Raw genomic sequence first — 24280 nt, 5'->3', positions numbered from 1 at the left:
CCACAATAAATAAAAAATTAATAATGCCTCGCTTTTTGCGGGGTTTTTCATTTGTCCCCCTGCAATACTCACAAAGCCAGAAACATAAACAAGTAAAGCCGCTGTCTCCCTTTTTAATCCAAAGCAATGGAACCCTCAACGGTAGGGTATATGCGTATGTTTGAAAAACACTCAACCCCGACGGCTTATCTCTGGGGCATTATGACGACCGTTCTAGGTTTTTTCACCCTTGAGCAATGGGTAGCGGTGATGGGTATCGGCTGCACGATAGGGACATTTTTAATCAACGTCTACTACCGCAAAAAGGAGTACAAACTCAAGGAGCGTCAGTATGAAAATACCGAAAAAAATATTGATGGCGATAGGCGGTAGTGCGTTATTTCTGGCCTCAAGCATGATAACCCATTTCGAAGGATTGAGACTTAAGCCCTATTTTGACGGTGGCGGTATTCTTTCTGTCTGTTATGGGCACACAGGCAACGATATTGCGCGTAATCGGACGTACACCAAAGCGGAATGTGATAAGTGGCTTGATGATGACCTCAAAGCCGTCAAGCGCTATGTTGACCCACTAATTAAGGTTAATATCAATACGCTCACACAGGCCGCCCTTTACTCGTTTGTCTATAACGTTGGCATTGGTAATTTCAGGCAGTCAACGTTGCTCAAAAAACTCAACGCAGGCGACAGACAAGGGGCGTGTGATGAGATGAAACGCTGGGTATACGATGAGGGTATAAAACAGAAAGGGCTAATGACCCGTCGAGAAATAGAGAGCGTAATATGTTATGGCGACCTTACGCATTTATCGTAGTGATTATTGCTGGATTGATTTTATCACTCGTTTTCACCAACAGCCGTTACCAAACCGTCAAACAAAACTACCAAACGGTAAAGCAGCAATATCAGGCTCAACTCGAAGCCGTGAAATTACAGCAGGATAAGATCGATGCTTTGCACCAACTCGATATTAAACACACCGAGGAACTCGATAATGCCAAAGCTCAAATTACCAAGCTCAATGATGCTGTTCGCGCTGGCGCTAAGTGGTTGCGCATTAACGCCGTGTGTCCAATACCCAAAACCGCTACCCCCAAGAGCCGATATGATGAAGCCAGCCCACAACTTAGCGCATCAGCTCGAGAAGATTATTTCCGTCTCAGAGCGATGATTGTTGAGAACGAAAAGCAGACGGAGTATTTACAGCAGTACATCAAAACACAGTGTCAATAAAACCATTTAACTCATTGTTTTTATTACAAGAGGTCAAACTGACCACCTGGGTCATTTCAGGACTAAGCTCACTTTTATTTCTGTTGTATAGCTTGTTAACTGACTTAACGAATAGCAACAAGTTCTAGCCCCCATACACCATGGGAACATCCAGCATTATTGACAACCACCGCAGGACAATTTTGTCCCGCGATTAATACTTGAACAAATTTTTTAAATTATTAGGGACTCCTTAGCGACAAGGCGTCCTCTTATTTCAACGCGCACTCACCGCGCATCTAAATAAACCCGAGACAATTCACAAAATAGACCTCAGAGAACGTCAGTCAATCATGATGCGTTCGGGGTCTGTGCGTTCTGTGTGAGCTGAGGTCTCTTTTTTGAAAGGTTAGCATCATATGAAATACTCGGTTATTGATATCGAAAATATTCATATTCGCAGCAATGAGCATGGGACTTATAACCTTAATGATTTGCACAAAGCAGCTATTGCAGGTGGTTTAGCCAAAAAATGGCAAGTACCGAGTCAATTCTTACAATCTGATGGAATTAAGGAATTTGTTGAAGAAGTGACCAGAGTGCTAAAAAACACTCTGTAACAAAATCAAATACTTACTGTATTTAATGGTGGAAATGAGAAGGGAACATGGGCTCATGAATTGATTGCATTAAGATATGCTGCCTGGTTGTCTCCTGCATTTGAAGTTAAAGTTTATCAAACATTTCGTGCGGCGATTCTCGGTCATTTAGATAAGTTTGCTCAGGCAAATCGATTAGAACTTCACTATCAAAATAAAAAAAGTAATGTAAGTAGTGCTGCAAAGATTATGAATCAATGGGGTCTTGGTGGAGAAAAGCATAAGCTTGAATCAGAAAGAGAAAGGTTGATCAAAGAAATGCAAATGACCATACCTGGACTGATAGAGGCTTAATTAAATGACTACACATGAATTCTTTTGCTGGCGAGTAGCCGAGGCTTATATGTATTACCTGATGGCAACGAATCGTCGCCCCGTATACCGCTATGATACTGGTGATATCGAAGTCAGTCGTCATTTTTTGATGCCTTTGCTTGATGGTTATCTCGGGGGCAGAAAACCGACAGAATGGAGAGCGGGGTTTTATATGAAATTGATGACACCATTCAGCGAAAAAGCAGATCCACGAGCAATAATTTGCGCTTGCAAAGTTCCACAGTTAAACCGCCGTGGTATAAAGTATATGAACGCACTGCTTCATGAATTTGGCGATATGATCTCGGATATTGGTGTTAAAGATGATAGAGGAATGCTTATTTTGCCACCAGAAAGTGAATGGGCAAACCTGAAATTCAGCAATATCTCATTTGAATAACGTAGAGCGTTATCATGACCCCTGAGCAATTCATCGAAGCCAATGTCAAGGCCGAGTTAATCAAGCTCGGCTTTTCTCTATCTGTCGCCAGCTTAGCCACCAGTGAAGCGATCCGGTATTACCGCAAACAACCCGCAAGCAGACGAGGCAAGATGATAGAAGATTGCCTCAATCAGGCTAAACGGTGGGCGAAGAGTGCAACTAAACATAAACATTAATTAAGGTAGCTATTATGACTCTCACAGACAAGCAGGAAGCCTTTTGTCGAGAGTACCTGATTGATTTAAATGCGACGCAGGCAGCAATTAGAGCCGGGTACAGTGAAAAAACGGCAAAAGATATCGCATGTCAAAACTTAGCAAAACTCAACATTCAAAAGCGCATCCAAACCCTCATGGAAGAACGCAAGAATCGCATTGAGGTTAATGCTGACTACGTGCTTAAGCGACTGGTTGCTATCGACCAGATGGATGTGTTGGATATTATTACCGAATCAGGCGATATAAGACCGATTAAAGACTGGCCAAAAGTGTGGCGAACAACATTGAGCGGTTTTGACATTGCATCCATACGAGTTGATGGCGCAGAAGCATTGCTCAAAAAAATAAAGTGGCCTGACAAAATCAAAAACCTTGAGCTTTTAGGTAAGCATGTCTCAGTACAGGCTTTTAGAGAACAAATAAAAAATGAGCATGATGTAGTTGGTACGCTATCTGACCTCATGGATGATTTGTCTAAAGGATAGTTATGAAACCAGCACATTTAGCATTATTACGCAATAAGTTTTGGCGGTTAAACCATCTCTATTGGATAACGGATAAAAGCGGCAAACCAATTCGCTTTAACATGACCCCTGAGCAGTTAACCTATTTTGAAGGCATGCATACCCGCAATATCATTCTTAAAGCGCGTCAACTGGGTTTCACTACGGAAGTGTGTATCATTCAATTCGATGCGGCGTTATTTGAGTCGGCTAAATGTGCGTTGATTGCGCATACGTTAATTGATGCGAGGCGCCTTTTCAGGGAAAAAGTCAAATACGCTTACGACAAACTGCCAGCCGAAATCAAGGCAGCCAATCCTGCCAGTAATGATTCTGCGGGAGAGTTGGTTTTTAAAAAGGGTGGTTCACTTTACATTAGTACGTCCTTTCGTGGTGGCACATTGCGTTATTTACATATCTCTGAATTTGGCAAAATATGTGCAAAATATCCTGATAAGGCACGAGAAATTGTTACCGGTGCGTTTGAAGCCGTCTCCAGTGAGTGTTTTACGACAATAGAAAGCACAGCGGAGGGACGAGCAGGGTATTTCTATAATTACTGTCAATCTGCTGAGAAAGCGCAAATTCAGGCAAAACCGCTTTCGCCATTAGACTGGAAGTTCTTTTTTTTCCCCTGGTGGAAAAATCCTGACTATTCAATGACGCCTGTTTCGTTATTACCTCAACGGTTAATCGATTATTTCGATGAATTGGCAGAAAAGCACGGGATTGAGTTAACCAACAGACAGAAAGCGTGGTATTACGCCAAAGAAAAAACGCTTGGCGATGATATCAAACGGGAATATCCCTCAGTGCCATCTGAAGCCTTCCAACAATCAGTGGAGGGCGCTTATTATGCTAAACAATTTCGCTATCTCTATCAAAACAAGCGTATTGGACAACTGCCTGATAACCGCCATTTGCCCGTTCATACTTTCTGGGATATCGGCGTGGGGGATTCAACCTCAATCTGGTTTGTGCGTGAGGTGGGCAAGGAATTTCATGTTATCGATCACTACGCAAATAGTGGTGAGGGCTTACGGCACTATATGGCGGTGCTAAAAAATAAAGGTTACCGTTACGCCAGTCATCATGCTCCCCATGATATCGATAATCGTGAATTTGGCTCGGATGCGAAATCACGGCGTGAAATCGCCAGAGAAGGCTATGAGATTGGTGGACAGAAATACACAATACGATTTGATGTCGTGCCAAGATTATCGATCGATGAAGGGATTGAGGCGGTACGTGAAATATTACCCCATTGTGTTTTTGATGAACATCAATGTGCTGAGGGTATCGCAAATCTAGAAGCTTATCGCAAAGAATGGAATGACAGGCTCGGCTGCTGGAAAGACAAGCCACTGCATGATTTCACCTCTCATGATGCTGATGCCTTCAGGTATTTTGCGGTTAGCCGAAAAAATAAACAGCGTCCCGCCTTTGAGATTAATTTAGGAACCACATTCTAATGAGTATGACTAATGTTGATTTTATCCGTCCTGAATATAATTTATTTACGTTGCAATGGGGATTGGTTCGGACAGTCTGTAAAGGGGATGATTCAGTAAAAAACTCTCTCCCGATATTAGAAGAGTCGGATAAAGAACGGAAAAGGAAGCGTAATAGCGATTATCAAGATCGCGCGGTGTTTTATCCGATAACCGGCAATACCCGTAACGGGATGATAGGAATGGCGTTTAAAAAAGATCCGCTCGTGGAGATTAATGAAAAGCTGGCTTATCTTAAAGAAGATGCAGATGGAGCGGGCTCCAGTCTTTATCAATTAGCGCAATCATCATTGGAATCGATATTGGAAGTGGGGCGGCATGGCTTGTATGTCGATTATAATGATGAGGCAAACCAAGTTTATTTTTTTCAATACAAAGCTGAAGACATTATTAACTGGCAAACCCAACGCATTAATGGCCGTAATCGCTTAACGTTGGTGGTATTACGTGAAACAGTAGAAGAAAAAGCGGGTTTTGGGTTTAAGGATGTCATTCAATACCGGGTTCTTGCTATTGAAGATGGGAAATTTATCTGTCGAGTGTATCGTAAACCCGCAGGCAGTAGCGTTTACCAAATGGATGTTGAATATATTCCAAAGCGTAAAATTGGCGGTGCGTGGGATGAAATTCCGTTCACCTTTATCGGTGCTCAAAATAATGATCACACGATTGATGAAGCGCCGTTATTAGGACTCGCCAAAATCAATTTGGGTCATTATCGAAATTCCGCCGATTATGAAGATTCGGTTTTTTTCTGTGGCCAAGTGCAACCCTATATTAGTGGCTTGAAAGATGAATGGCGTGACTGGTTAGAGAAAAAGGGCATATTAGTCGGCTCCCGCTCACCCATTTTGTTACCTGAGCAAGGTGCCTGTGGCTACATTCAAGCACAGCCTAACATGCTAGCGAAAGAAGCGATGGACAGCAAGCGTGATTATATGGTGGGGTTGGGGGCGCAGTTAGTCTCTGCAGACAGTAAAGTCAAAACGGTTATCCAGTCGGTGGGTGAATTAAGCGCCCAAACGTCTGTTTTAAGTACTTGTTGCTCAAATGTGTCAGAAGCATTGACCAAGGGATTGAAATGGTGCGCAGAATACGTGAATGCTGCACCGGATAAATGTTCATTTGAAATTAACCGAGACTTGGTCAATCACATTGCTGATAGTACCATGATACGAGAAATCGTTACCGCTTGGCAATCCAATGCCATCCGTCAGTCTGACATGGTTCGTAACTTGCAAAAATTTGACATTATCAATCCGGCGGATGAGGTTGATGATGTCATTGACGAACTTAACAATCAGCAACCCACGATGATAGGTGAGCAATGAGAACGGTGAATGAGCGACTGATGGATGAGTTACTTGCGCATTCGCTGTTTACCAGCCGTTACGGTAGTGGGGTTGCTAAAAAGATGGTTAACACCCTGAATGCCTTTGATGCCCAGCTCAGTGCATCCTTAATTGTGGTGCTGGATGACGCTAATATCGATGCGGAGAGTTTTACTGTTAGGCGATTAGCATCTTTGCTAGCCAGTGTTAAGGCGATTAATAAGAATGCGGTAGCCAGCGCGTTTTCACTGTTAAGCGACGAAATGAAAGCGCATGCAGCGTATGAAGTAGAGTATTATCCGGCTTTATTTGATTTTCTAATGCCAGAGGGTGTTCTTCGTCAATATCCATTAATGAGTCTCACCACAGATATGCTCTATGCAGCGGTGATAGCACATCCATTTCAGGGAAAACTGTTATCTGAGTGGGCCGAAGGTTTGGAAAAAGACCGCATGATGCGCATTAATAATACCGTTCGCAATGGCTATTTAAATGGGGAGAGTGCATTGCAAATTGGCCGTAACATCCGTGGTGACGCCAAGCAAGGTTATAAAGACGGTGCGTTACAAATTAGTCGGGCTAATGCCACAACCATTGCCAAAACGGCAATTAATCATCTGCAGGCAACCGCCAGAAATCATTTTGCCGAAGCGAATAGCGATATTATGGCGGGTAAACAGTGGTTATCTACCCTGGATAATAAAACGTCGCCCGCTTGTATTATTCGCGATCGATTGAAATATACCCTTGAAGGCAAGCCAATCGGCCATAGAGTGCCCTATTTGCAAGGCCCAGGAAAAATTCACTGGAATTGCCGTTCGACTGAAACATTGATCACTAAATCATGGCGTCAATTGGGAATGGATGTTGATGAAATGGACGAAAGCACTCGGGCCTCTATGGATGGACAAATACCAGCCGACACAACCTTTCTTCAATGGATACAACGACAACCCGCTTGGCGACAAAAGCAGGTATTTGGTGAAGTACGCTACCGGCTAATGAAAGAGGGTGGCATGCATCCATCAGAATTTTATACCGACAAAGGTGAGTTTATTTCTTTGGCACAATTACGAAAGATAGATGAACAGGCATTTAAAGCAGCTGGGATGGTAATTTAACCCGTATGCATGGCAATCAAGGTCACTTCGGTGGCCTTTTTTGTTCGCTAAACTCGGCTGAGGGCTGAGTTAATTTAACGCGCAAGGCGCATAGACAACATCCCAAGGGGACATAATGAGCATTTTAAACATCGGTAGTAACTATCCTTCATCAGCAGAAGACCCAAATGGCGGCGGCGGAGCGAGTGGTACAGCGATAACACCCGAAGTTCAAGCCATTATTGATAAGCAGATTAATGAGCAGGTTACCGGTCTAAAGGCAAAAAATAGTGAATTACTTGGTAAGCTCAAAGAGCAAACTGATAATTTAAAGCGTTTTGAAGGCATTGATCCTGAGCAGGTGAAAGGCATTTTGCAACGTTTTGAAAATGATGAGGAAGCGAAACTCATCGCCGCAGGCAAGATCGACGAGGTAATCAATAAGCGCACGGAACGATTGCGCCATGATGTAGAAAAAAAGCTTCAATCTGAAAAGCGACGGGCGGAAAAGGCAGAAGAATTTGCCAATAAATTCCGTAATCGTGTTTTAGGCGATGAAATTCGTGCCGCTGCAAGTCAATCCGGCGCGTTAGCCAGTGCTCAGGAAGATTTAATATTACGTGCCAAGGGCCTATTTAACATCAATGATGAAGGTCAGGCCGTCGCGGTTGATGAAGAAAGCAATCCGATCATGGGTAAAGATGGTTGTACACCTTTAACCCCCGTTGAGTGGATTGATTCGCTAAAAGAAAGTGCCCCGCATTTATTTCCTTCTGCATCCGGTACCGGTGCGGGGAATAGTAAATCAGGGGGCACACATTTTAAACGTTCTCAGATGTCTTCAGCGGATAAGGCCGCCTATATCCGGCGTTTCGGTCGAGAAGCTTATCTGGGATTACCTAAGTAAGGAACTAATATAATGGTAACCACGGTGAATAGTGATTTAATTATTTATAACGATTTGGCGCAAACTGCATTTTTAGAGCGCAGACAAGATAATCTTGAGGTGTTTAATCAGGCATCTAATGGCGCAATTGTACTCGATAATGTTTTTATTGAAGGCGATTTGCGTAAACGGGCATTTTATCAGATTAGTGGTTCGATTGAACATCGTGACGTGAATTCTACGGATAAAGTTACCGGTAAAAAAATTGGCGCGGGCGAATCCGTTGACGTTAAAGCTCCTTGGAAATATGGCCCCTATGAAATCACCGAAGAGTCTTTTAAACGACGTGGACGGGATGTATCCGAGTTTTCTGAGCTTGTGGGCACGGATGCTGCGGATGCTTCGCTTGAAGGCTATATCAAGTATTCCCTGGCAGCATTGAGGGCAGCGATTGGGGCGAACACGGATATGGTGGTGACGGCGAACATTGCTACCGATGGCAAGAAGACCCTCACGAAGGGGTTGCGCAAATATGGGGATAAATTTAACCGTGTCAATCTGTTTGTCATGCACTCAACAACCTATTTTGACATTGTTGACCAGGCGATTGATAACAAGGTTTACGAAGAAGCCGGTGTGGTGATCTACGGAGGCCAGCCGGGAACATTAGGTAAACCCGTATTAGTCACCGATACGGCGTCTGTTGATGCAATATTTGGTTTAGTCCCAGGGGCTATCACTATCACGGAATCACAGGAACCCCATTTTCGCTCTTATGAAATCAACGATCAGGAAAATTTAGGCGTTGGTTATCGGGGTGAAGGCGTAGTGAATGTGGGCGTGCTCGGTTATAGCTGGGATGAATCAAAAGGGACGAATCCTGATCTGACAAAATTGGGCACAGCTGGCAACTGGAAGAAACATTTCACCAGTAACAAATTAACGGCAGGTGTAATGATAAAATTGCAGCATGAAGCGAGTTTGGGGTTATCAGTGGATAAAACCACCGCGACAGCCAATAACAGCGATGCGGTGACCATTTCACTTGAGTACACAAAAGATAATCAACCTGTTTGGGGTAGCCATGTTGAGTGGTCAAGTACCGGTGGAAAACTGAGTAAAGCGGCGACTAAAACTGATGCAAAAGGTAAGTCCAGCGTTAAATTAACCGCCAGTACAGCGGGACAGTTTACCGTTACCGCGAAAGTGGATGGTGAGACGCAAACCACAGAAAGTCTCACTTTTTCCTAAAGAAAAATGGGCTTAAGGGGACGTTTGTCCCTTGTATCTTGAAATTTGGTTATAATAATAGCGATTAGATTTGGCAAGGTGTATGTAATCCGATTGTCCCTGGGGTTTATAGCCCGTAGCAAAGCGAATGATGCATACACTTAGCCACTCATCTGAAACCCGAACAGTTGTCCGTAATTCATAACGTATTTGCAAGGATGGGTAATATGAGTCAGCTAAATCCAATTTGTGTAGGAATTGATGTTTCTAAAGCTTCATTGGATATTGCAGGCACCAATAACATTGAGCAGTTCAGAGTCAGCAATAACCCTGACGGGTTCGATACCATCATTTATCAACTGAAAAAGAACAACATAGCCTTGATTCTGATGGAAGCTACAGGTGGTCTCGAGGCAGCGATTGCATGCGCTCTTCAGGCTGAAGGTTTTGATGTTGCCGTTATCAATCCCAGGCAAGCCAGAGACTTTGCTCGATCCATGGGCTATCTGGCAAAGACTGATAGAATAGATGCCAGAGTTTTAGCTCAGATGGCTGATGTCATTAACCGCCATCCTGAGCGGTCACGTTTTATCCAGGCTATTCCTGATGCAGAGCGTCAGATTCTTGCTGCTATGGTGGTGCGCAGACGCCAGCTGATTGCAATGCTTGTAGCTGAAAGAAACCGGATGCATCCATCTCACCCGCAAAACAGAAAAAGCATCAGTAACATCATCAATGCACTAGAAAATGAACTTAAACGGATTGACGAGGATATGCATAAGCATATTACTGATCATTTCAACGAGCTTGCAGAGCGGCTAAGTACTATCAAAGGCATTGGTATGATGACTGCTGCTACATTGCTGGCAGAAGTCCCTGAGTTAGGGAAACTCTCGCGCAGGGAGATCAGTGCGCTGGTTGGGGTAGCTCCTGTTAATAGAGACTCGGGAACCATGCGTGGCCGACGAACCATTTTTGGCGGTCGGGCCGGAGTTCGAACCTCTTTGTACATGGCTGCACTGGTTGCAACTCGTTTCAATCCGGTGATAAAAGCATTTTACACACGGCTGGTTGCAGCAGGAAAAGCCAAAAAAGTGGCGCTGGTTGCCTGTATGCGCAAACTGCTGACTATCCTGAATGCGATTCTCAGAAAGAACCAAGAATGGGATGAGTCGTATCATAACGTTGCTCCATAAATATACTGTTCAAGACAGTTGCTTTTCTTTTGAGGTGAGCATGATTAATACGGATAAAGATTCACTAACATTTAATAGTTATGCAGGTGTTGAGGACTTAAAGCGTTATGCCCGTGAAAGAGGAATTGATATACCCACTGATGACTCACATATTGAGTCGATGCTGGTGACGGCGATGGACTATTTAACGTCACAGCCATGGTTAGGAAAACGGACTCGCTTAACCCAACCGCTATCTTTTCCACGCACAGGGTTATTTTATGACGGCGTGCCTGTTGCTAATGATGTCATCCCTAAGCCACTCATTATGGCGCAGTGTCGACTGGCGATTGAGTCAGAGAACGAGGATTTACAGCCAACGTTAGGGGGCGAAGTGACCACAGAACGTATTGAGGGGGCTATCACGGTACAATATACCTCGGGGACAAATTCGGGTTCACCCAAATTTCCCTGGTTAAATGGTTTACTCAATGGCTTGTTAGATACCCGCTCTGGATTTGCCATCAATACCTTTTCGGTGAGGTGATAATGCATCTTTATACCAGAATGGGTAAAACTAGTGAGCGATTGATAAAGCAGTACGGCATGGACTATGTCTTAAAAAGAAAAGGCAAATTTTATGTTGATAAAAAGGGTCAGGAGATTATCGAACCCGATGTGGTATTAGCGGTGGTCGGGGTAAAGACACAGTTTGCTATCAATGAAGTGGACAATTCCCTCATTTTAACCAGTGATATTAAATTTATTGCAGATGCAAAGAGTCATATTCAAAAAGGAGATATTATTATCATCGATAACAGAAATCATCGAGTGATCGCTGTAAAAGAGATAAAGCCCCAACGTCAAACGATTTGTTTCATTGCACAACTGAGAGCTTGATATGGCAAATAATTTTACAGCCGCCATTAATGCGTTTATCAGCAAATCAGAAGAGAAAATGGAAGCGGTTACCAAGGTGACATTCATAAAGATACTTGCAAGGTTGGTCATGATGTCGCCAGTCGGTAATCCCTCTATCTGGCAAGTGAATGCTAAAATAGCCGAAAAAGGGAAAGGAAAAGAAAGGAAGCCAGCAGGGTATACGGGGGGGAGATTTCGTGGCAACTGGCAAGTGACGTTTGATGAAGTACCAATGAAAGAAACGGGACGAATAGATAAAAGTGGCGAAGTAACACAAACTGAGGGTAATCTTGTTATCGGTCAGTTTAAAGTGGGTATGAAGTCGGTCTATTTTTCCAATGTGGTGCCTTATGCCTATCGGCTTGAGATGGGGCATTCAAAACAAGCACCGAAGGGTATGATACGGATTACGGCACAGGAATTTCAGCCGTTTTTTCATCAGGCAATCGCTGAGCGTAAAGGATGAACCCGTTAACCATTAATGCCGCCATACGGGCGCATATTGCTCAATTTGCTGAGTCTGAGAATATCAAGGTGGCCTGGCCAAATTGTGAATTCGATGATATCAATAAACCCTATCTACAATTGCACATCATGCCAGCGACAACGAAAAATTTAAGTTTATCGCTCGATATGCCAGTATTCAGCGGTGTCATTCAAATAAATGTGGTGGGTAAAGCAGGAACGGGCGATACGGCTGTCATGAATATTGCTAACCGTTTAACAAACTTTCTAACAAATGGTTTTTCGATGACCAATAGCCTTTTTCTAAGCGGTGAGCCAAGTTTATTTCCCGCCATCAGTGATCAGGTTAATTATATCCTCCCCGTCAGCATTCCTTATCGTTGTCACTCTACAATATAACATTGCCGCCATATGGCGGTTTTTTATTAAGCCAATAACGAGGTTTTATCATGGCATACAATATTCCTAATGGTTCGCGTGTTTATGTTGCCAATAAATATGCGGATGAGATAACAATGACGGCGGCGACCAATGCGACAGAGGCGGTATTAACTGTCAACGCGATTGGCAGTATTAAAGCGGGCGATATTGTCCAAATTGATTGTGGTTGGAAGAAAATGTCAGGCGCTTTTAAAGTGAAAGAAGCAGCTGATACTCGTATTACACTGGTATCAATCGATACCACCGATAAAACCGTTTTTCCTGAGGGTGGGGCTAAAGGGAGTTTAAAGAAAGTGGAAGCATGGGAAGCAATGCCGCAAGTCATGATTTTATCAACGGAAGGGGGTGAGCAACAAACGCAGGAAATTCAATTTTTGGAAGATGAGCAGGCAGAAACGGTTGATACCTTTAAAAATGGCATCACGCAGGTTTATACGTTTGCCCATGATGCGAAATCACCCATCCGTAAGTTATTGATGAAACTCGATGACAACAAGCAAATAACCACGATGCGTTTTTTCAATAAACGTGCCAGCGAGGATCGTTATTTTACTGCTTCGGTCTCTTTTCAGCGCGTGCCCAATACGGCCATCAATGAAGTTGAAAACGTGGTAGCCCGTTTCTCACTTAAATCTGATATGCAAATTTACTCGGTATAGTTTAAGGATGCAGCATGGCAAAATTTACCCTGATACCCAAGCCAACGTTTAAAGCCAATGTGCTCATTCCGGTGGCGGGCAAAAAAGAGCCAGAGGTAGTGACCTTCACCTTTAATCATAAAGCCATGAGTGAACTGGAAACCATGCGCGAGATGCCGATTGATGAGTTCTACCAGCAGATTATTGCTGACTGGGCAATTGAAGCGCCTTATCACGCTGATAATTTAAAGCTGTTATTTGACAACTATCCCTCAGCTGCCAGCGCCATTAGTACAACGTATTATAGCGAACTATTAGGCCAACGCGAAAAAAACTCCTAGCGGTCGTTGCGGCCATGTATGGCGGCATGACCGAGACCGATATCCGCAACTTTGAGGCTGCCTTTGGTTTTACGCCGGAAGACAGCGAGGTCGAAGTCTGGGCAGATGTCTGGGCGGCGTATCTCACCTTTAATGCGCTGCGTACTCAGTGGCGAATGGGCGTGAATGGGCCAACAGGGCTGGATTATAGTGTATTGCCACAGGTTATTGATTTATTAAACCTGAACAGTGATAAGACGACTTTGTTTAATGATATCCGGGTGATGGAAGCGAAAGCCTTAGCGATAATGCACCAATAAGGCGGATATTTTTATCACAGGCTTTAAATTTTTTGTTGTTTGAAGGAAAATATAATGACTGATATCGCCACGATTTCATTAAAAGTCAACACGGCGGATTTGGAAAGAGGTCAACAGAAATTAAAGTCCTTTCAGGAAACAGCAGAAAAAGTTGAAAAGGCTTCATCAAATCTGGAGGGCGGATTAAAAAAAGTCAGCTTAGCCTCACTAAGAAATGCTGAAACCCTTAAGACGCAAAAAAATGAACTTAATGACCTGTTAAATCGCATTAATCCCACCAATAAAGCGTTTGATGAACTGGATAAAATTAGCCGTAAGCTTGCCGCTTCACATCAAAAAGGTTTACTCCCCCTTGACCAGTTTATTGATTACAACACGATACTGGAAGAGTCGAGAGATAAGCTAAGCAAGATGAATCTGGCGCTGACCGCAGAAGGGAGAGCACTCCTTGTCCAGGAAGAAGCTTCAAAACGCGCGAAGTTAGCCGCGGATAATTTTCTAAACACATTAAAACAGCAATCAGACACGATAGGCAAGACGCGAACTGAAATTCTTGAACTGAAAGCGGCCCAGATGGGTATTTTTCAACAAGCAGCGCCGATGATTGCCAGGTTAAAAGCACAAGAAAAAGCGTTTATGAATGGCGCAGTAACGATGGGGCAATATCGTCATGCAATGCGTATGTTACCGATGCAGATGACCGATGTGGTGACCTCATTGGCTTCCGGTATGCCGGCCTGGATGGTATTGGTGCAGCAAGGTGGACAGATTAAAGATTCGTTTGGCGGTGTGGGTAATGCCTTTAAAGCAATAGGCTCAATATTGACCCCTACCCGATTGTTGATGGGGGGATTGGCAGGTGTTACGGCAGCGGTTGCCATCGCCGCTTATAAAGGCTCACAAGAGTTTAGTGAATTTAACAAACATCTTATTTTAACGGGTGGGTATGCAGGGAAAACGGCGGGGCAACTTGATAGGTTGGCCAAACAGTTGTCAGCAGATGGCATCACACAAGGGGGAATGGCGGATGTAATCACTAAAGTTGTGGGGTCGGGTTCATTTTCTGGCAATGAAATTGATAATATTGCCAATGTCGCTGCCAGAATGGAAAAATGGGTGGGTCAATCTGTTGATGAAACAATAAAACAGTTCCAGCGCATCAAAGATGACCCAGTTAAAGCGATTAACGAACTTGACAAAAGCCTGCATTTTCTGACTGAAACACAATTAGAACAGATATCGACATTAGAGGAACAGGGAAGAAAGCACGAAGCGGCTAAAGTTGCCATGGAAGCCTATGCGACTGCAACGAAGAATAGCACCCAGCAGATAAAAGCGAATTTAGGTTACCTTGAGTCAGCCTGGGCAGCGGTTAACGATAAAGCAAGACTCGCCTGGGATAGCATGTTAGATATTGGTCGTGAACACACATTAGACCAGAAGATACGTGAATATGAAGAAAGATTAGTCGCATTCCAGGTAAATCCGGTTGCAAGATTAAATTATTATCATGCCTCAGGGAAAACAGAGACAGATTTAAGGCGTGAACTTGATTTACTGAAAGAGAAAAAATATCAACAAGATATTGAAAATCAGAGAAAGCAAGCGGTTGTAAGGGCTCAAGAGGCAGAGAAAGCACGGTTCAGGGTTGACGAGGCGCTTAACCGCAAATATGAAAATGCGGAAGAAAAGCATCAAAGTGAGCTTGAAAGAATAAGAAATTCAGGCGGTTCAAAATCCGTAGTCGATGAAGCGATAAGGCGTGAAAATGCCCGTTATGCGAAAGAAAAATCAAGTCCAGATTCAAAAACTGATGCATACCGCCCGTCTTTAGGCACACGTTGGGAAGAGGAAGCGCAAGCCAGAAACAGAGCACTGCAGGCAGAACTACGAACGTTACAGGATGAAAGTCAATATGTTGGGATTATCAGCCAGCAACGCCGAGCTCTTTTTAAAACAGAAAACCAGTTAGTCATTCTTGAAGAGGCCAGAAGTGGCACAAACCAACGACGATTGAGTGAAGATGAGCAGTCATTATTATTAAAAAAAGAAGCCATTCTCTCTGAGAAGCGTGAAGCTGCAGAGATAGGCGATAAAATTGAGAAACAAAAACAACTCAATGCCTTGCGGTTATCGAATGATGGATTGAAAGAAGAAATAAGACTTAGGCTGGAGAGTATTGGCAAAACTGAGATTCAAATAGCTAAAGAGCAAGCGCTAAAGAAATATCGTGAAGAAATGGCGCGTAAAGGGATTGATCAAGAAAATCCTGAATATGGGCGAGGACTTTCACTCATTGATGAGAAGTACAAAAATGAGGCGTCATTGCGGAAAAACTGGGAAGCAGGGATTAAGCGAGGATTTACAAATTTCGAACAACAAGCGACTGATGCTTATGCCAATGTCGCCAATGTTACCCAATTTGCCTTTGAGGGAATGAGTCAGTCACTGACTGATTTTTTGGTAACAGGCAAGGCTAATTTTGCTGATTTCACAAAATCATTACTTGAAATGATGGTGAAGTTAATGACGCAGATGGCCATTTTAAAAGCGATGAAATCGGCTTTCGGTGGGCAGACAGGCGGAGTTGGAGGCGCGATTGCCGGTATTTTAGGTTTCTCCTCAGGCGGATATGTGGGCGGTGGGGGTAAATATGACCCGAAAGGTATCGTTCATGGTGGGGAATTTGTATTTACCAAAGAAGCCACCCAACGACTAGGAATTGTTAACCTGTATCGCCTGATGGATGCAAGTCAGCGGGGCTATGCTTCAGGGGGGTATGTGGGCGCATCTTCAGCGCCCATGTACGGTATGCAGCCCATAGCAAGCGGTATCAATGTCAATTTAGGCGGTATCCATGTTGATGGTCAACCGCAGCAATCCAGCCCTTCCAATGTCGATATGCGCGCTGCCGAACAATCCTTAACCCAGAAAATTAAATCTGTTTTAGTGGCGGAGAGTCGAGATGGCGGTGATTTGCATAAAATTATCAAGGCAGTTAATGGGCGGGGTTATTAATCCGATAAGCGTATTTTTTATGCAGCAATTAGCTTCTTTTGATATAGTTACCTATGAATAAAATTAATGGTTAGCTAGATGATGGTTAAATTAAAGGAAAAACAATGAAAAAAACGTTATTGTTTTTAATCCCCCTATTATTTTCTGGCGCAGTAATGGCAAAAGCCGGTGAAAGTACGCTTTCTTTTGGTTATTTGAATGTAAAGTCTAATGAGGTTAAAGACCAAGTTAATCTGTTAAGAGAAAAGGCAAGGAAAGCGGGTGATGAAATGAATAATCACTTTGGCAAATCGGCAACCCTTTCCTTAGATAGTTATCATGATTTAGGTGGCGCTTTTATGCGTTACCGGTATGAAATCGATGACGAATGGGGTGTAATCGGTTCAATTGCCTATTCTACCAAAGATTATAATGCCACTGCAAAAGCGAATAAAAATGATAACAAAGATAGAATACGTGCTACAGGTAAAGTATCCGGTGATTATGTTTCTTTGATGGTGGGTCCCACTTATCGCGTTAATGACTCTGTCAGCCTTTATGGACTAATCGGTGGCGCCTATAAGAAAGCTTCTTATGAATCGAATTCACAAGAGTTCAGAGATAATAAATTAGTTAATAGCGCTAAGTATTCAAATTCAGATAACAAAACACAGTTAGCCTATGGGGTGGGTATGCAAGTCAACTTCTGGCAAGGGGCAACTTTAGACGTGGGTTATGAACGTTCAGGCAGTGGCGAGTGGAAAACAGACGCATTTACGGTTGGCGTAGGATATAAGTTTTAAGGCACCTTGAGATGCATTCAACGGTAAAATTGATAAATTAATTTTACTAAAAAACGAGAAAAGTCACTTAATCGTGACTTTTTTGTTTATGGAGTCAACTGAATGGACGAATTTAGATGGCGAACCCAGATTCAAGACAGCCCAACGGGCGAGTACAGGCATCGAGTTAAAGAAGTGGAATTTGGGGATGGCTACAAGCAGGTATCCGCCGAGGGTATTAATCCCGAATCGCAATCCTGGCCTTTCTCTTATTTAGGTAAAAAAGCCGACGTGATGCCTATCTTTGATTTTATTCGCCAACACACTATAAAGTCTTTTATCTGGATGACCCCGTTTGGTGTCAAGGGAGTGTATCGGGTAAAAGCCGATTCAATCAAGATGACGCCGGTTGCGCGTGATGTCATGAAAATATCGGCCAGGTTTGAGGAGGCTTTCTCAGCATGACAATGCATTCAGATGTACAAAAATTAGAACCCGGTGAAAAAATCCAGTTGGTGGAAGTCGATGGCAGTGCTTTTGGTGGTCCGGTTTTGCGTTTTCATGCTTATAATCTTCGTTACACCCCCGAAGAAATTGAAAAGGCAGAAGATAAATTAAAGCCGAAGCCTATCTGGTGGCAAGGTAACGAATATGGCGCCTGGCCTTATGAAATTTCGGGTTTATCAAAAAGCAGTGAGGGAAGTCAAGCCAGACCGATACTGAAAGTGGAGAATATTGATAGTCTGATATCATCACTGTGCCTGCAATTTGATGACATGGTTCAGGCAAAAGTAACCATTTATGAGACCTTTTCACATTATCTGGATAGCAGAAATTTCCCTGATGATAATCCCACCGCGAATCCGGATGAATGCTTTAAACAGGTATTTTATGTTGACCGCAAAAGTCATGAGGAAGCGGGGGGAATTATTCAATTTGAACTGGCTTGCCCGTTTGATTTACAAGGCGTTATGTTGCCAGTGCGTCAAATTCATCATCTCTGTTACTGGTGCATGCGGGGCTGGTATCGTTCAGGTAATGGATGTGCCTATAATGGTAAACGCTATTTTGACGAGAAAGGCAATTCGGTTAATGACCCCGCCTTAGATGTTTGTGGTGGGCTGATGAGCGATTGTAAAAAGCGATTTGGTGAAAATGCGGCCTTGGATTTTGGCGGATTTCCAGCAGCAGGATTAATCCGATGATAACAAAAAGTCTTACCGAAGCAATATTTAATCACGTTAAAACGGCATTTCCGCAAGAAGCCTGTGGCGTTATTTGTCAAAAAAGCCGTGTAAAACGTTATTTTCCTTGCCGTAATCTTGCTGCAAATCCGACTGAAAGTTTTGAATTGTCACCGGAAGACTACACTAATGCGGAAGACTGGGGAGCGCCTGTTGCTATTGTGCATTCTCATTGTGGCAACGGTGTGACGACGCAACCGAGTGAAATTGATAATTTGCAATGCAATGCGAGTGAATTACCGTGGATAATTGTGTCATGGCCTGAGGGGGATTTGCGCATTATTCAACCAAGAGGGGAGCGTGAATTAACCGGTCGGGCATTTGTTTTGGGTTACGCCGATTGCTGGACGCTGATTGTTGATTATTTTCGTCAAGAACACGGTATTACATTGCATAATTATAGTGTCCCTTATCCATGGTGGGAGCAAGGTGAAAACCGTTATATGGAGAATTTCACCAAAGAAGGTTTCGTTGAAATTAATGACACACCAAAAGTAAGTGATGTGGTCATTATGCAGGTTCAGGCTGATGTCGCCAATCATGCCGGTATTTTGCTGGATAACGGCATGCTGCTGCATCATCTGTACGGGCAATTAAGCCGTGTCACGCCCTACAGTGATTACTGGCGCCACCGCACCGTCAAGATTGTCAGAAGGAAAGAATCGGCATGAGTGAACTAAAAACGGTTAGGCTGTATGGAAAACTGGGCGCAAAATATGGCCGCGTCCATCAACTGGCCATTAGCTCCCCAAGAGAAGCCATTAAAGCATTATGTGTGCTTTACTCAGGCTTTGAGCGTTATCTGGCGGATGCGCATTTGAGAGGCGTAGCGTTTGCGGTCTTCAAGGGAAAGCGGAATATAGGCGAAGATGAGTTTCACCTTGATACAACACAAGATATTCGTATTGCCCCGATAATTAAAGGAAGCAAGAGCGGAGGGTTGTTCCAAACCGTATTAGGGGTAGCAATGATAGGAGCAGCAATGATGCTGGAACCTGCTGGGTGGGCAGCGTTTGGGGCAGCTGGCTTCATGGGCGGCGCATTAGCTATGGGTGCGGCATCAATGGCATTAGGCGGTATAGCGCAAATGTTGTCACCGCAACCGCCCGGGGCTTCCGTTCGTCAGGACGCCGATAATAAACCGTCTTATGCGTTTGGCGGTGCGGTGAATACGACAGCGCAAGGCAATCCAGTGCCGTTATTGTATACCTTGGATAGAAAAGAGATAGGCGGGGCAATCATATCCGCTGGGATTTACACCGAAGACCAAAGATAACATTCATTATGGACATTGAGTCGCTGAGGCGATTTTTTTTTATGGGTGAAATATGACAAATCTTATTTTTGGGGCAAAAGGCGGTGATGGCGGTGGACATAAACCGGTAGAGTCTCCTGATAGTTTGCTATCGGAATCAACCGCAAAATTACTCTTTGCTATTTCTGAGGGAGAAATTGCCGGAGGGTTAGATGCTACCCGTATTTTTCTTGATGGTACGCCTATTGGTAATGCTGACGGCAGTAAAAACGTTGAGGGCGTGACGTGGGCGTTTCGTCCGGGCAGTGAGCAACAGGCCTACATCAAAGGTATTCCGTCAGTTGACAATGAAATTAGCATCAGCAGGGAGTTAAAAGATGAACAGCCGTATATCAGGTCGATAAATAATATCCAGCTATCCGCTATTCGGTTACGTTTTTCGGTACCACAACTTCTTGAACAACATGATAATGGTGATACCTCCGGTTACCGCATTGATTATGCCATTGACCTGTCAGCGGATGGGCGTGGCTACAAGGAAGTGTTGCATGCTGCCTTTGATGGGAAAACAACCAGTGAATATCAGCGCACACACCGTATCGATTTGCCTGTAGCGAAAACCGGCTGGCAATTGCGTGTTCGTCGTCTCACTCCTAACAAAAATACGGCGCGAATTGCCGATAAAGTGGTTGTCGCCGCCATTACTGAGGTGATTGACGCAAAATTAAGATATCCTAATACCGCTTTATTGTTTATCACCTTTGATGCAAGACAATTTAATAATCGCCTCCCTAAAGTCAGTTTGCGCCCCAAAGGGGGTTTGCTGGTAAAAGTACCCGCAAACTATGACCCTTTAAACCGAACTTATTCGGGCGTTTGGAATGGCACCTTTAAGCTGGCTGCGACGAACAATCCCGCCTGGATTTTTTATGACCTGGTCTTGAATAACCGTTACGGCTGTGGAGAGCGGATTAATAGCACGCAAATAGATAAATGGGATTTATACCAGATAGCCCAGTATTGCGATGAAAACGTTCCTGACGGTCAAGGTGGTTCAGGTAAAGAACCTCGCTTTTTATGTGATATTTATATTCAGTCTCAGGAATCGGCTTATCAGGTATTGCGTGATATTGCGGGCATTTTTAGAGGTATGACGTTTTGGGCGGATAATTCTGTCAACGCGGTGGCTGATATGCCCTCGGATGTCTTTCGGATTTTCACGCAAGCGAATATCGTCGATGGAAAGGTGATATATTCAGGCGGTAGTCAGCAAAACCGTTATACGCAGGTGCTGGTTTCCTATTCGGATGCCGATAATCACAGTCATGATGGGATTGAGGCGGTCTCTGATAGCAAACTGCAGCGCCGTTATGGTGTGCGTAAAACGGATATTTCGGCGATTGGGTGCACTCGGCAATCAGAAGCAAACCGACGTGGACGCTGGATATTATTAACCAATGCTTATGACAGGATGATTACCTTTTCAACAGGACTTGAAGGGGCTATTCCAACGCCTGGACAGATTATAGGGGTAGCGGATGCAAATCTTGCAGGCCGCATTATTGGTGGTAGGATTTCTTCTGTTGATGAGCGAAAAATTACGCTCGACAGGCAGGCAGATGTTAAATCGGGTGACAGACTTATCATTAACTTACCCGATGGAAAATCAGAAGCAAGGACAGTCCAGACGGTTAACGACAATATTATCACTGTAACAACCCGTTATTCTCAACCGATTGAAAAAAATGCGGTTTGGACAGTAGATGCTAATGACTTGGCAATTCAGCTTTATCGCGTAATTAGCCTTCAGGACAACGCCGATAATACCTATACCATCACGGGGACTTTCCATAATCCAGATAAATATGCGCATATTGATTCGGGCGCCAGGATTGATAAAAGACCCATTACTGTCATCCCGCCGGGTGTTCAATCGCCCCCTAAAAACGTACATATCTCTGCTTATACCCAAATCAGTCAAGGGATTGCTGTTACAACGTTAAGCGCTGACTGGGATGCCACAGAAAATGCGATTGCCTATGAGGCGCAATGGCGAAGAGGAAATAATAACTGGGTAAGTATACCTCGAACATCTACAGCCAGTTTTGAAGTTCAAGGGATATATGCCGGACGTTATCAGGTAAGAGTTAGAGCTATAAACTCATCGGATATCTCGTCAATCTGGGCGAATGCGCCTGAGACAACACTAAAAGGTAAGGAAGGCGAACCCCCTACACCTGTTAACTTCAGAGCTTCCACGTTGGTGTTTGGAATAAAGCTAGACTGGGGATTTAATGAAAAGACGGAAGACACGTTAAAAACAGAGATTCAGTACAGCGAAACGAATGACGGTGAAGGATTGATGTTACTGGCTGATATCCCTTATCCGTCAAAAAGCCATGAAATGTCAGGGTTGGCCGCAGGGACAGTCTTTTATTTTCGCGCAAGACTCGTTGATAAATCCGGTAACCAGTCACCGTGGACAGAATTTGTGCGGGGTGAGTCAGAATTCGATGCCAGCAGTATCATTGATGAAATTGATAAAAAAATTAACGATACGGAAGCGATTAAGCAGCTAAAGAAAGGGATAGACAGTAGCACAGAAGCGATACTGGAAAACGCGAAGGGACTTAACGGCAATACGCAGTATTTCATGCGTCAAAACGGCAAGATGAAGGCGGAAATTGTCAGGGTTGACAATTATGTGGTAACCGAGACTAAAGCCTTGGCTGAATCTATCCATCAGGTCAGAGCGACAGCAGATAAGTCCTGGGCAGCAGCGCAAAACTCGCTACAAGCCAAATATGACATGAAAAAGGGTGAGGCTTCTGCAACCTGGACATCGTTAGTCAAGATTGTTTATGACGGCGTCTCTTATGATGCAGGCATGGTGATTGGTGCTGAGCTTAAAAACGGTAAAGTCAGCACACAAATTGGCTTTAGTGCGCAAACCTTTATCGTTTACAACCCAAGCAATGGTAAAATGGAGCCGGTTTTTGCCATCAAAAACGGTCAGGTTTTTTTACGCACAATATTTATTGATAAAGGAACGATTGAAGAATTATTAATCGGCTCTGTTATTCAGTCAAAAAATTATCAGGCGGAAAACACGGGTTTCAAGATAGATAGTGAAACAGGTATCGCAGAGTTTAATCGCTTACTCATTAATAAAGACTTTAAAATCATGGGAGATGCCTCAAAAATTGTGTTAGATAATAGCGGGTTGGCCGTTTATCCCGCTTCGGGTGGGGTAATAAAGCTCGGCAGGAGGCCATAATGCCAGATTACGGTTTGTTTGTTGATTTGAAAGACGGTTTTAAAACCTTTGAAATAACCAGTAAAAGTCGAATACTGACAAAACTTTTAAGTACAAATAACCACGATCTAAAAAAAAGAGATCATAGCTTCACCATTCCTGAGGCAGATAAATATAATCTAATCATCGTCCCTAAAGTCATATCTAGACTTTATCAAGTATCCAGGAGTGATGCTGTACGTCAACTGAGACTTGAAAATATACGAGTTGAAGGAAATCAATTAAAGTGCAATTGGGATCGTTGGGGTATTCACTGGTTTTGGGGTGGCAGAGGCGGAGGGGTTTCAGAGCGAGGAACATTTTTGTACGGTGAACAGTACGAAAATGTGTATAAAATAGATGTTTATGGCTATCCAAAACAAGCAACGAGGGGTGACGATGGATTATTTATTGGTGGTTTAGGCAATGCAGTAGCAATAACTCAGCAATCAAAGTTAGGGTATTGTGTTTTTAGAAAGAAAATATCGATAAGTGCTAATGGCACTTATAAAATCCCTAACACTGTTCCAAGTATTGGTAAAAGTCTCGTTTTTATTAGACCAACAAATCAAAATGCAGTTGTTTCTATCGCTAGAGACAATAAAAATATTTATAGCAATGCGAAAACAGAGGTTTACGTACTGGTATTCACGACGGATTTTACGCTAGTACCCGCGGATTACGGCCTACATATTTATAATACCAAAGGCACACTAAGTTATTCATCGCATTATTTGCCGTTTTTAGTCGGCGCTAATATCACATTAACCCAATGGGGAGTAACGGCGCCATTTGCACGCCCAATGTTACAAGCAAATGAATGTGCAGAAATGATAGATCGCGTCTATCAGGGCTGGACATATTGCAAAGCAGGCGGTTATCGTTTTCAAGGAAATAAAATAACTATTGAGCAGGGAAGAAATCTTGAATGGGTATTTGTGGATACATCAGCCATTGATGATATTACTTATAGCACTCCCTCATACGTTATTGACTTCGATCTTTACTTCTAGAGAAAAA

The 24280-nt window shown here is 43.5% G+C and carries 27 protein-coding genes and 1 pseudogene; all 28 read left to right on the top strand.

The window, feature by feature from the left end:
- The first annotated feature begins 150 nt into the window (after nt 1-150).
- The 28 genes and pseudogenes from WH390_RS07765 to WH390_RS07630 all read left to right on the top strand — a co-directional run bounded on the left by WH390_RS07765 (nt 151) and on the right by WH390_RS07630 (nt 24273).
- Nucleotides 151-372: a phage holin family protein gene (locus WH390_RS07765; protein ID WP_032115181.1), complete on the top strand. Its 222-nt coding sequence runs from the start codon at nt 151-153 to the stop codon at nt 370-372.
- A complete protein-coding gene (locus WH390_RS07760) occupies nt 332-814 on the top strand; it encodes a lysozyme (RefSeq protein WP_032115182.1) in 483 nt (160 codons plus the stop codon). The genes WH390_RS07765 and WH390_RS07760 overlap by 41 nt, the downstream gene beginning before the upstream one ends.
- Nucleotides 784-1233 carry a lysis protein gene (locus WH390_RS07755; protein ID WP_032115183.1) on the top strand — a complete coding sequence of 150 codons (450 nt, stop codon included), beginning with the start codon at nt 784-786 and terminating at the stop codon, nt 1231-1233. Before WH390_RS07760 ends, WH390_RS07755 begins: the two co-directional genes overlap by 31 nt.
- 398 nt (nt 1234-1631) lie before the next feature.
- Nucleotides 1632-2165 (top strand): annotated as a pseudogene (locus tag WH390_RS07750) (KilA-N domain-containing protein).
- A gap of 4 nt (nt 2166-2169) precedes the next feature.
- Nucleotides 2170-2586, top strand: coding sequence for a hypothetical protein (locus tag WH390_RS07745; protein ID WP_032115184.1), 417 nt, complete (start codon nt 2170-2172; stop codon nt 2584-2586).
- 14 nt (nt 2587-2600) lie between these two features.
- A complete protein-coding gene (locus tag WH390_RS07740) occupies nt 2601-2804 on the top strand; it encodes a hypothetical protein (RefSeq protein WP_032115185.1) in 204 nt (67 codons plus the stop codon).
- A gap of 14 nt (nt 2805-2818) precedes the next feature.
- Complete coding sequence (locus tag WH390_RS07735) at nt 2819-3331, top strand: terminase small subunit (protein WP_032115186.1); 513 nt, start codon at nt 2819-2821, stop codon at nt 3329-3331.
- 2 nt (nt 3332-3333) lie between these two features.
- Entirely contained in the window at nt 3334-4821 is a 1488-nt protein-coding gene (locus WH390_RS07730; protein WP_032115187.1) for a hypothetical protein, read from the top strand.
- On the top strand, nt 4821-6191 hold the full coding sequence (locus WH390_RS07725) for a DUF4055 domain-containing protein (protein ID WP_032115188.1): 1371 nt from the start codon (nt 4821-4823) through the stop codon (nt 6189-6191). The genes WH390_RS07730 and WH390_RS07725 overlap by 1 nt, the downstream gene beginning before the upstream one ends.
- A complete protein-coding gene (locus WH390_RS07720) occupies nt 6188-7312 on the top strand; it encodes a phage minor head protein (RefSeq protein ID WP_032115189.1) in 1125 nt (374 codons plus the stop codon). Before WH390_RS07725 ends, WH390_RS07720 begins: the two co-directional genes overlap by 4 nt.
- A 115-nt stretch (nt 7313-7427) precedes the next feature.
- Nucleotides 7428-8198: a phage protein gene (locus WH390_RS07715; protein WP_032115190.1), complete on the top strand. Its 771-nt coding sequence runs from the start codon at nt 7428-7430 to the stop codon at nt 8196-8198.
- A 12-nt stretch (nt 8199-8210) separates the two neighbouring features.
- On the top strand, nt 8211-9428 hold the full coding sequence (locus WH390_RS07710; protein WP_406850553.1) for a major capsid protein: 1218 nt from the start codon (nt 8211-8213) through the stop codon (nt 9426-9428).
- Between the two features lie 206 nt (nt 9429-9634).
- Nucleotides 9635-10603, top strand: coding sequence for an IS110 family transposase (locus WH390_RS07705; RefSeq protein ID WP_032115191.1), 969 nt, complete (start codon nt 9635-9637; stop codon nt 10601-10603).
- Between the two features lie 40 nt (nt 10604-10643).
- Nucleotides 10644-11129 carry a DnaT-like ssDNA-binding protein gene (locus WH390_RS07700; protein ID WP_032115192.1) on the top strand — a complete coding sequence of 162 codons (486 nt, stop codon included), beginning with the start codon at nt 10644-10646 and terminating at the stop codon, nt 11127-11129.
- Nucleotides 11130-11131: 2 nt separating this feature from the next.
- Complete coding sequence (locus tag WH390_RS07695; RefSeq protein ID WP_032115193.1) at nt 11132-11482, top strand: hypothetical protein; 351 nt, start codon at nt 11132-11134, stop codon at nt 11480-11482.
- A gap of 1 nt (nt 11483) precedes the next feature.
- A complete protein-coding gene (locus WH390_RS07690; RefSeq protein ID WP_406850552.1) occupies nt 11484-11969 on the top strand; it encodes a hypothetical protein in 486 nt (161 codons plus the stop codon).
- Nucleotides 11966-12367, top strand: coding sequence for a phage tail terminator-like protein (locus tag WH390_RS07685; protein WP_032115195.1), 402 nt, complete (start codon nt 11966-11968; stop codon nt 12365-12367). Before WH390_RS07690 ends, WH390_RS07685 begins: the two co-directional genes overlap by 4 nt.
- Nucleotides 12368-12417: 50 nt before the next feature.
- Complete coding sequence (locus WH390_RS07680) at nt 12418-13068, top strand: phage tail tube protein (RefSeq protein ID WP_032115196.1); 651 nt, start codon at nt 12418-12420, stop codon at nt 13066-13068.
- A 14-nt stretch (nt 13069-13082) separates the two neighbouring features.
- The gene (locus WH390_RS07675; protein WP_032115197.1) at nt 13083-13388 is read left to right on the top strand and encodes a phage tail assembly chaperone; all 306 of its coding nucleotides are present in this window, start codon (nt 13083-13085) and stop codon (nt 13386-13388) included.
- Between the two features lie 26 nt (nt 13389-13414).
- Nucleotides 13415-13687: a DUF1799 domain-containing protein gene (locus WH390_RS07670; RefSeq protein WP_406850551.1), complete on the top strand. Its 273-nt coding sequence runs from the start codon at nt 13415-13417 to the stop codon at nt 13685-13687.
- A gap of 54 nt (nt 13688-13741) precedes the next feature.
- A complete protein-coding gene (locus WH390_RS07665) occupies nt 13742-16705 on the top strand; it encodes a phage tail tape measure protein (protein ID WP_406850550.1) in 2964 nt (987 codons plus the stop codon).
- A gap of 104 nt (nt 16706-16809) precedes the next feature.
- Nucleotides 16810-17487: an Ail/Lom family outer membrane beta-barrel protein gene (locus tag WH390_RS07660; protein ID WP_052044858.1), complete on the top strand. Its 678-nt coding sequence runs from the start codon at nt 16810-16812 to the stop codon at nt 17485-17487.
- A gap of 102 nt (nt 17488-17589) precedes the next feature.
- Nucleotides 17590-17931 (top strand): phage tail protein, encoded by a 342-nt coding sequence (locus WH390_RS07655; protein WP_406850549.1) that lies wholly within the window; start codon nt 17590-17592, stop codon nt 17929-17931.
- Complete coding sequence (locus WH390_RS07650; RefSeq protein ID WP_032115201.1) at nt 17928-18671, top strand: phage minor tail protein L; 744 nt, start codon at nt 17928-17930, stop codon at nt 18669-18671. Before WH390_RS07655 ends, WH390_RS07650 begins: the two co-directional genes overlap by 4 nt.
- On the top strand, nt 18668-19381 hold the full coding sequence (locus WH390_RS07645; protein WP_032115202.1) for a C40 family peptidase: 714 nt from the start codon (nt 18668-18670) through the stop codon (nt 19379-19381). Before WH390_RS07650 ends, WH390_RS07645 begins: the two co-directional genes overlap by 4 nt.
- Entirely contained in the window at nt 19378-19986 is a 609-nt protein-coding gene (locus WH390_RS07640; RefSeq protein WP_032115203.1) for a tail assembly protein, read from the top strand. The genes WH390_RS07645 and WH390_RS07640 overlap by 4 nt, the downstream gene beginning before the upstream one ends.
- A 52-nt stretch (nt 19987-20038) precedes the next feature.
- Nucleotides 20039-23242 (top strand): host specificity protein J, encoded by a 3204-nt coding sequence (locus WH390_RS07635; protein WP_032115204.1) that lies wholly within the window; start codon nt 20039-20041, stop codon nt 23240-23242.
- Nucleotides 23242-24273, top strand: a complete 1032-nt coding sequence (locus tag WH390_RS07630; protein WP_032115205.1) for a DUF6453 family protein — start codon at nt 23242-23244, stop codon at nt 24271-24273. The genes WH390_RS07635 and WH390_RS07630 overlap by 1 nt, the downstream gene beginning before the upstream one ends.
- Nucleotides 24274-24280: the final 7 nt, after the last annotated feature.

The sequence above is a fragment of the Candidatus Arsenophonus nilaparvatae genome (assembly GCF_045346035.1).
GTDB lineage: Bacteria > Pseudomonadota > Gammaproteobacteria > Enterobacterales > Enterobacteriaceae > Arsenophonus > Arsenophonus nilaparvatae.
Note: the sequence above shows the minus strand (reverse complement) of the source record. Positions and strands in the feature narration are given on the sequence as shown.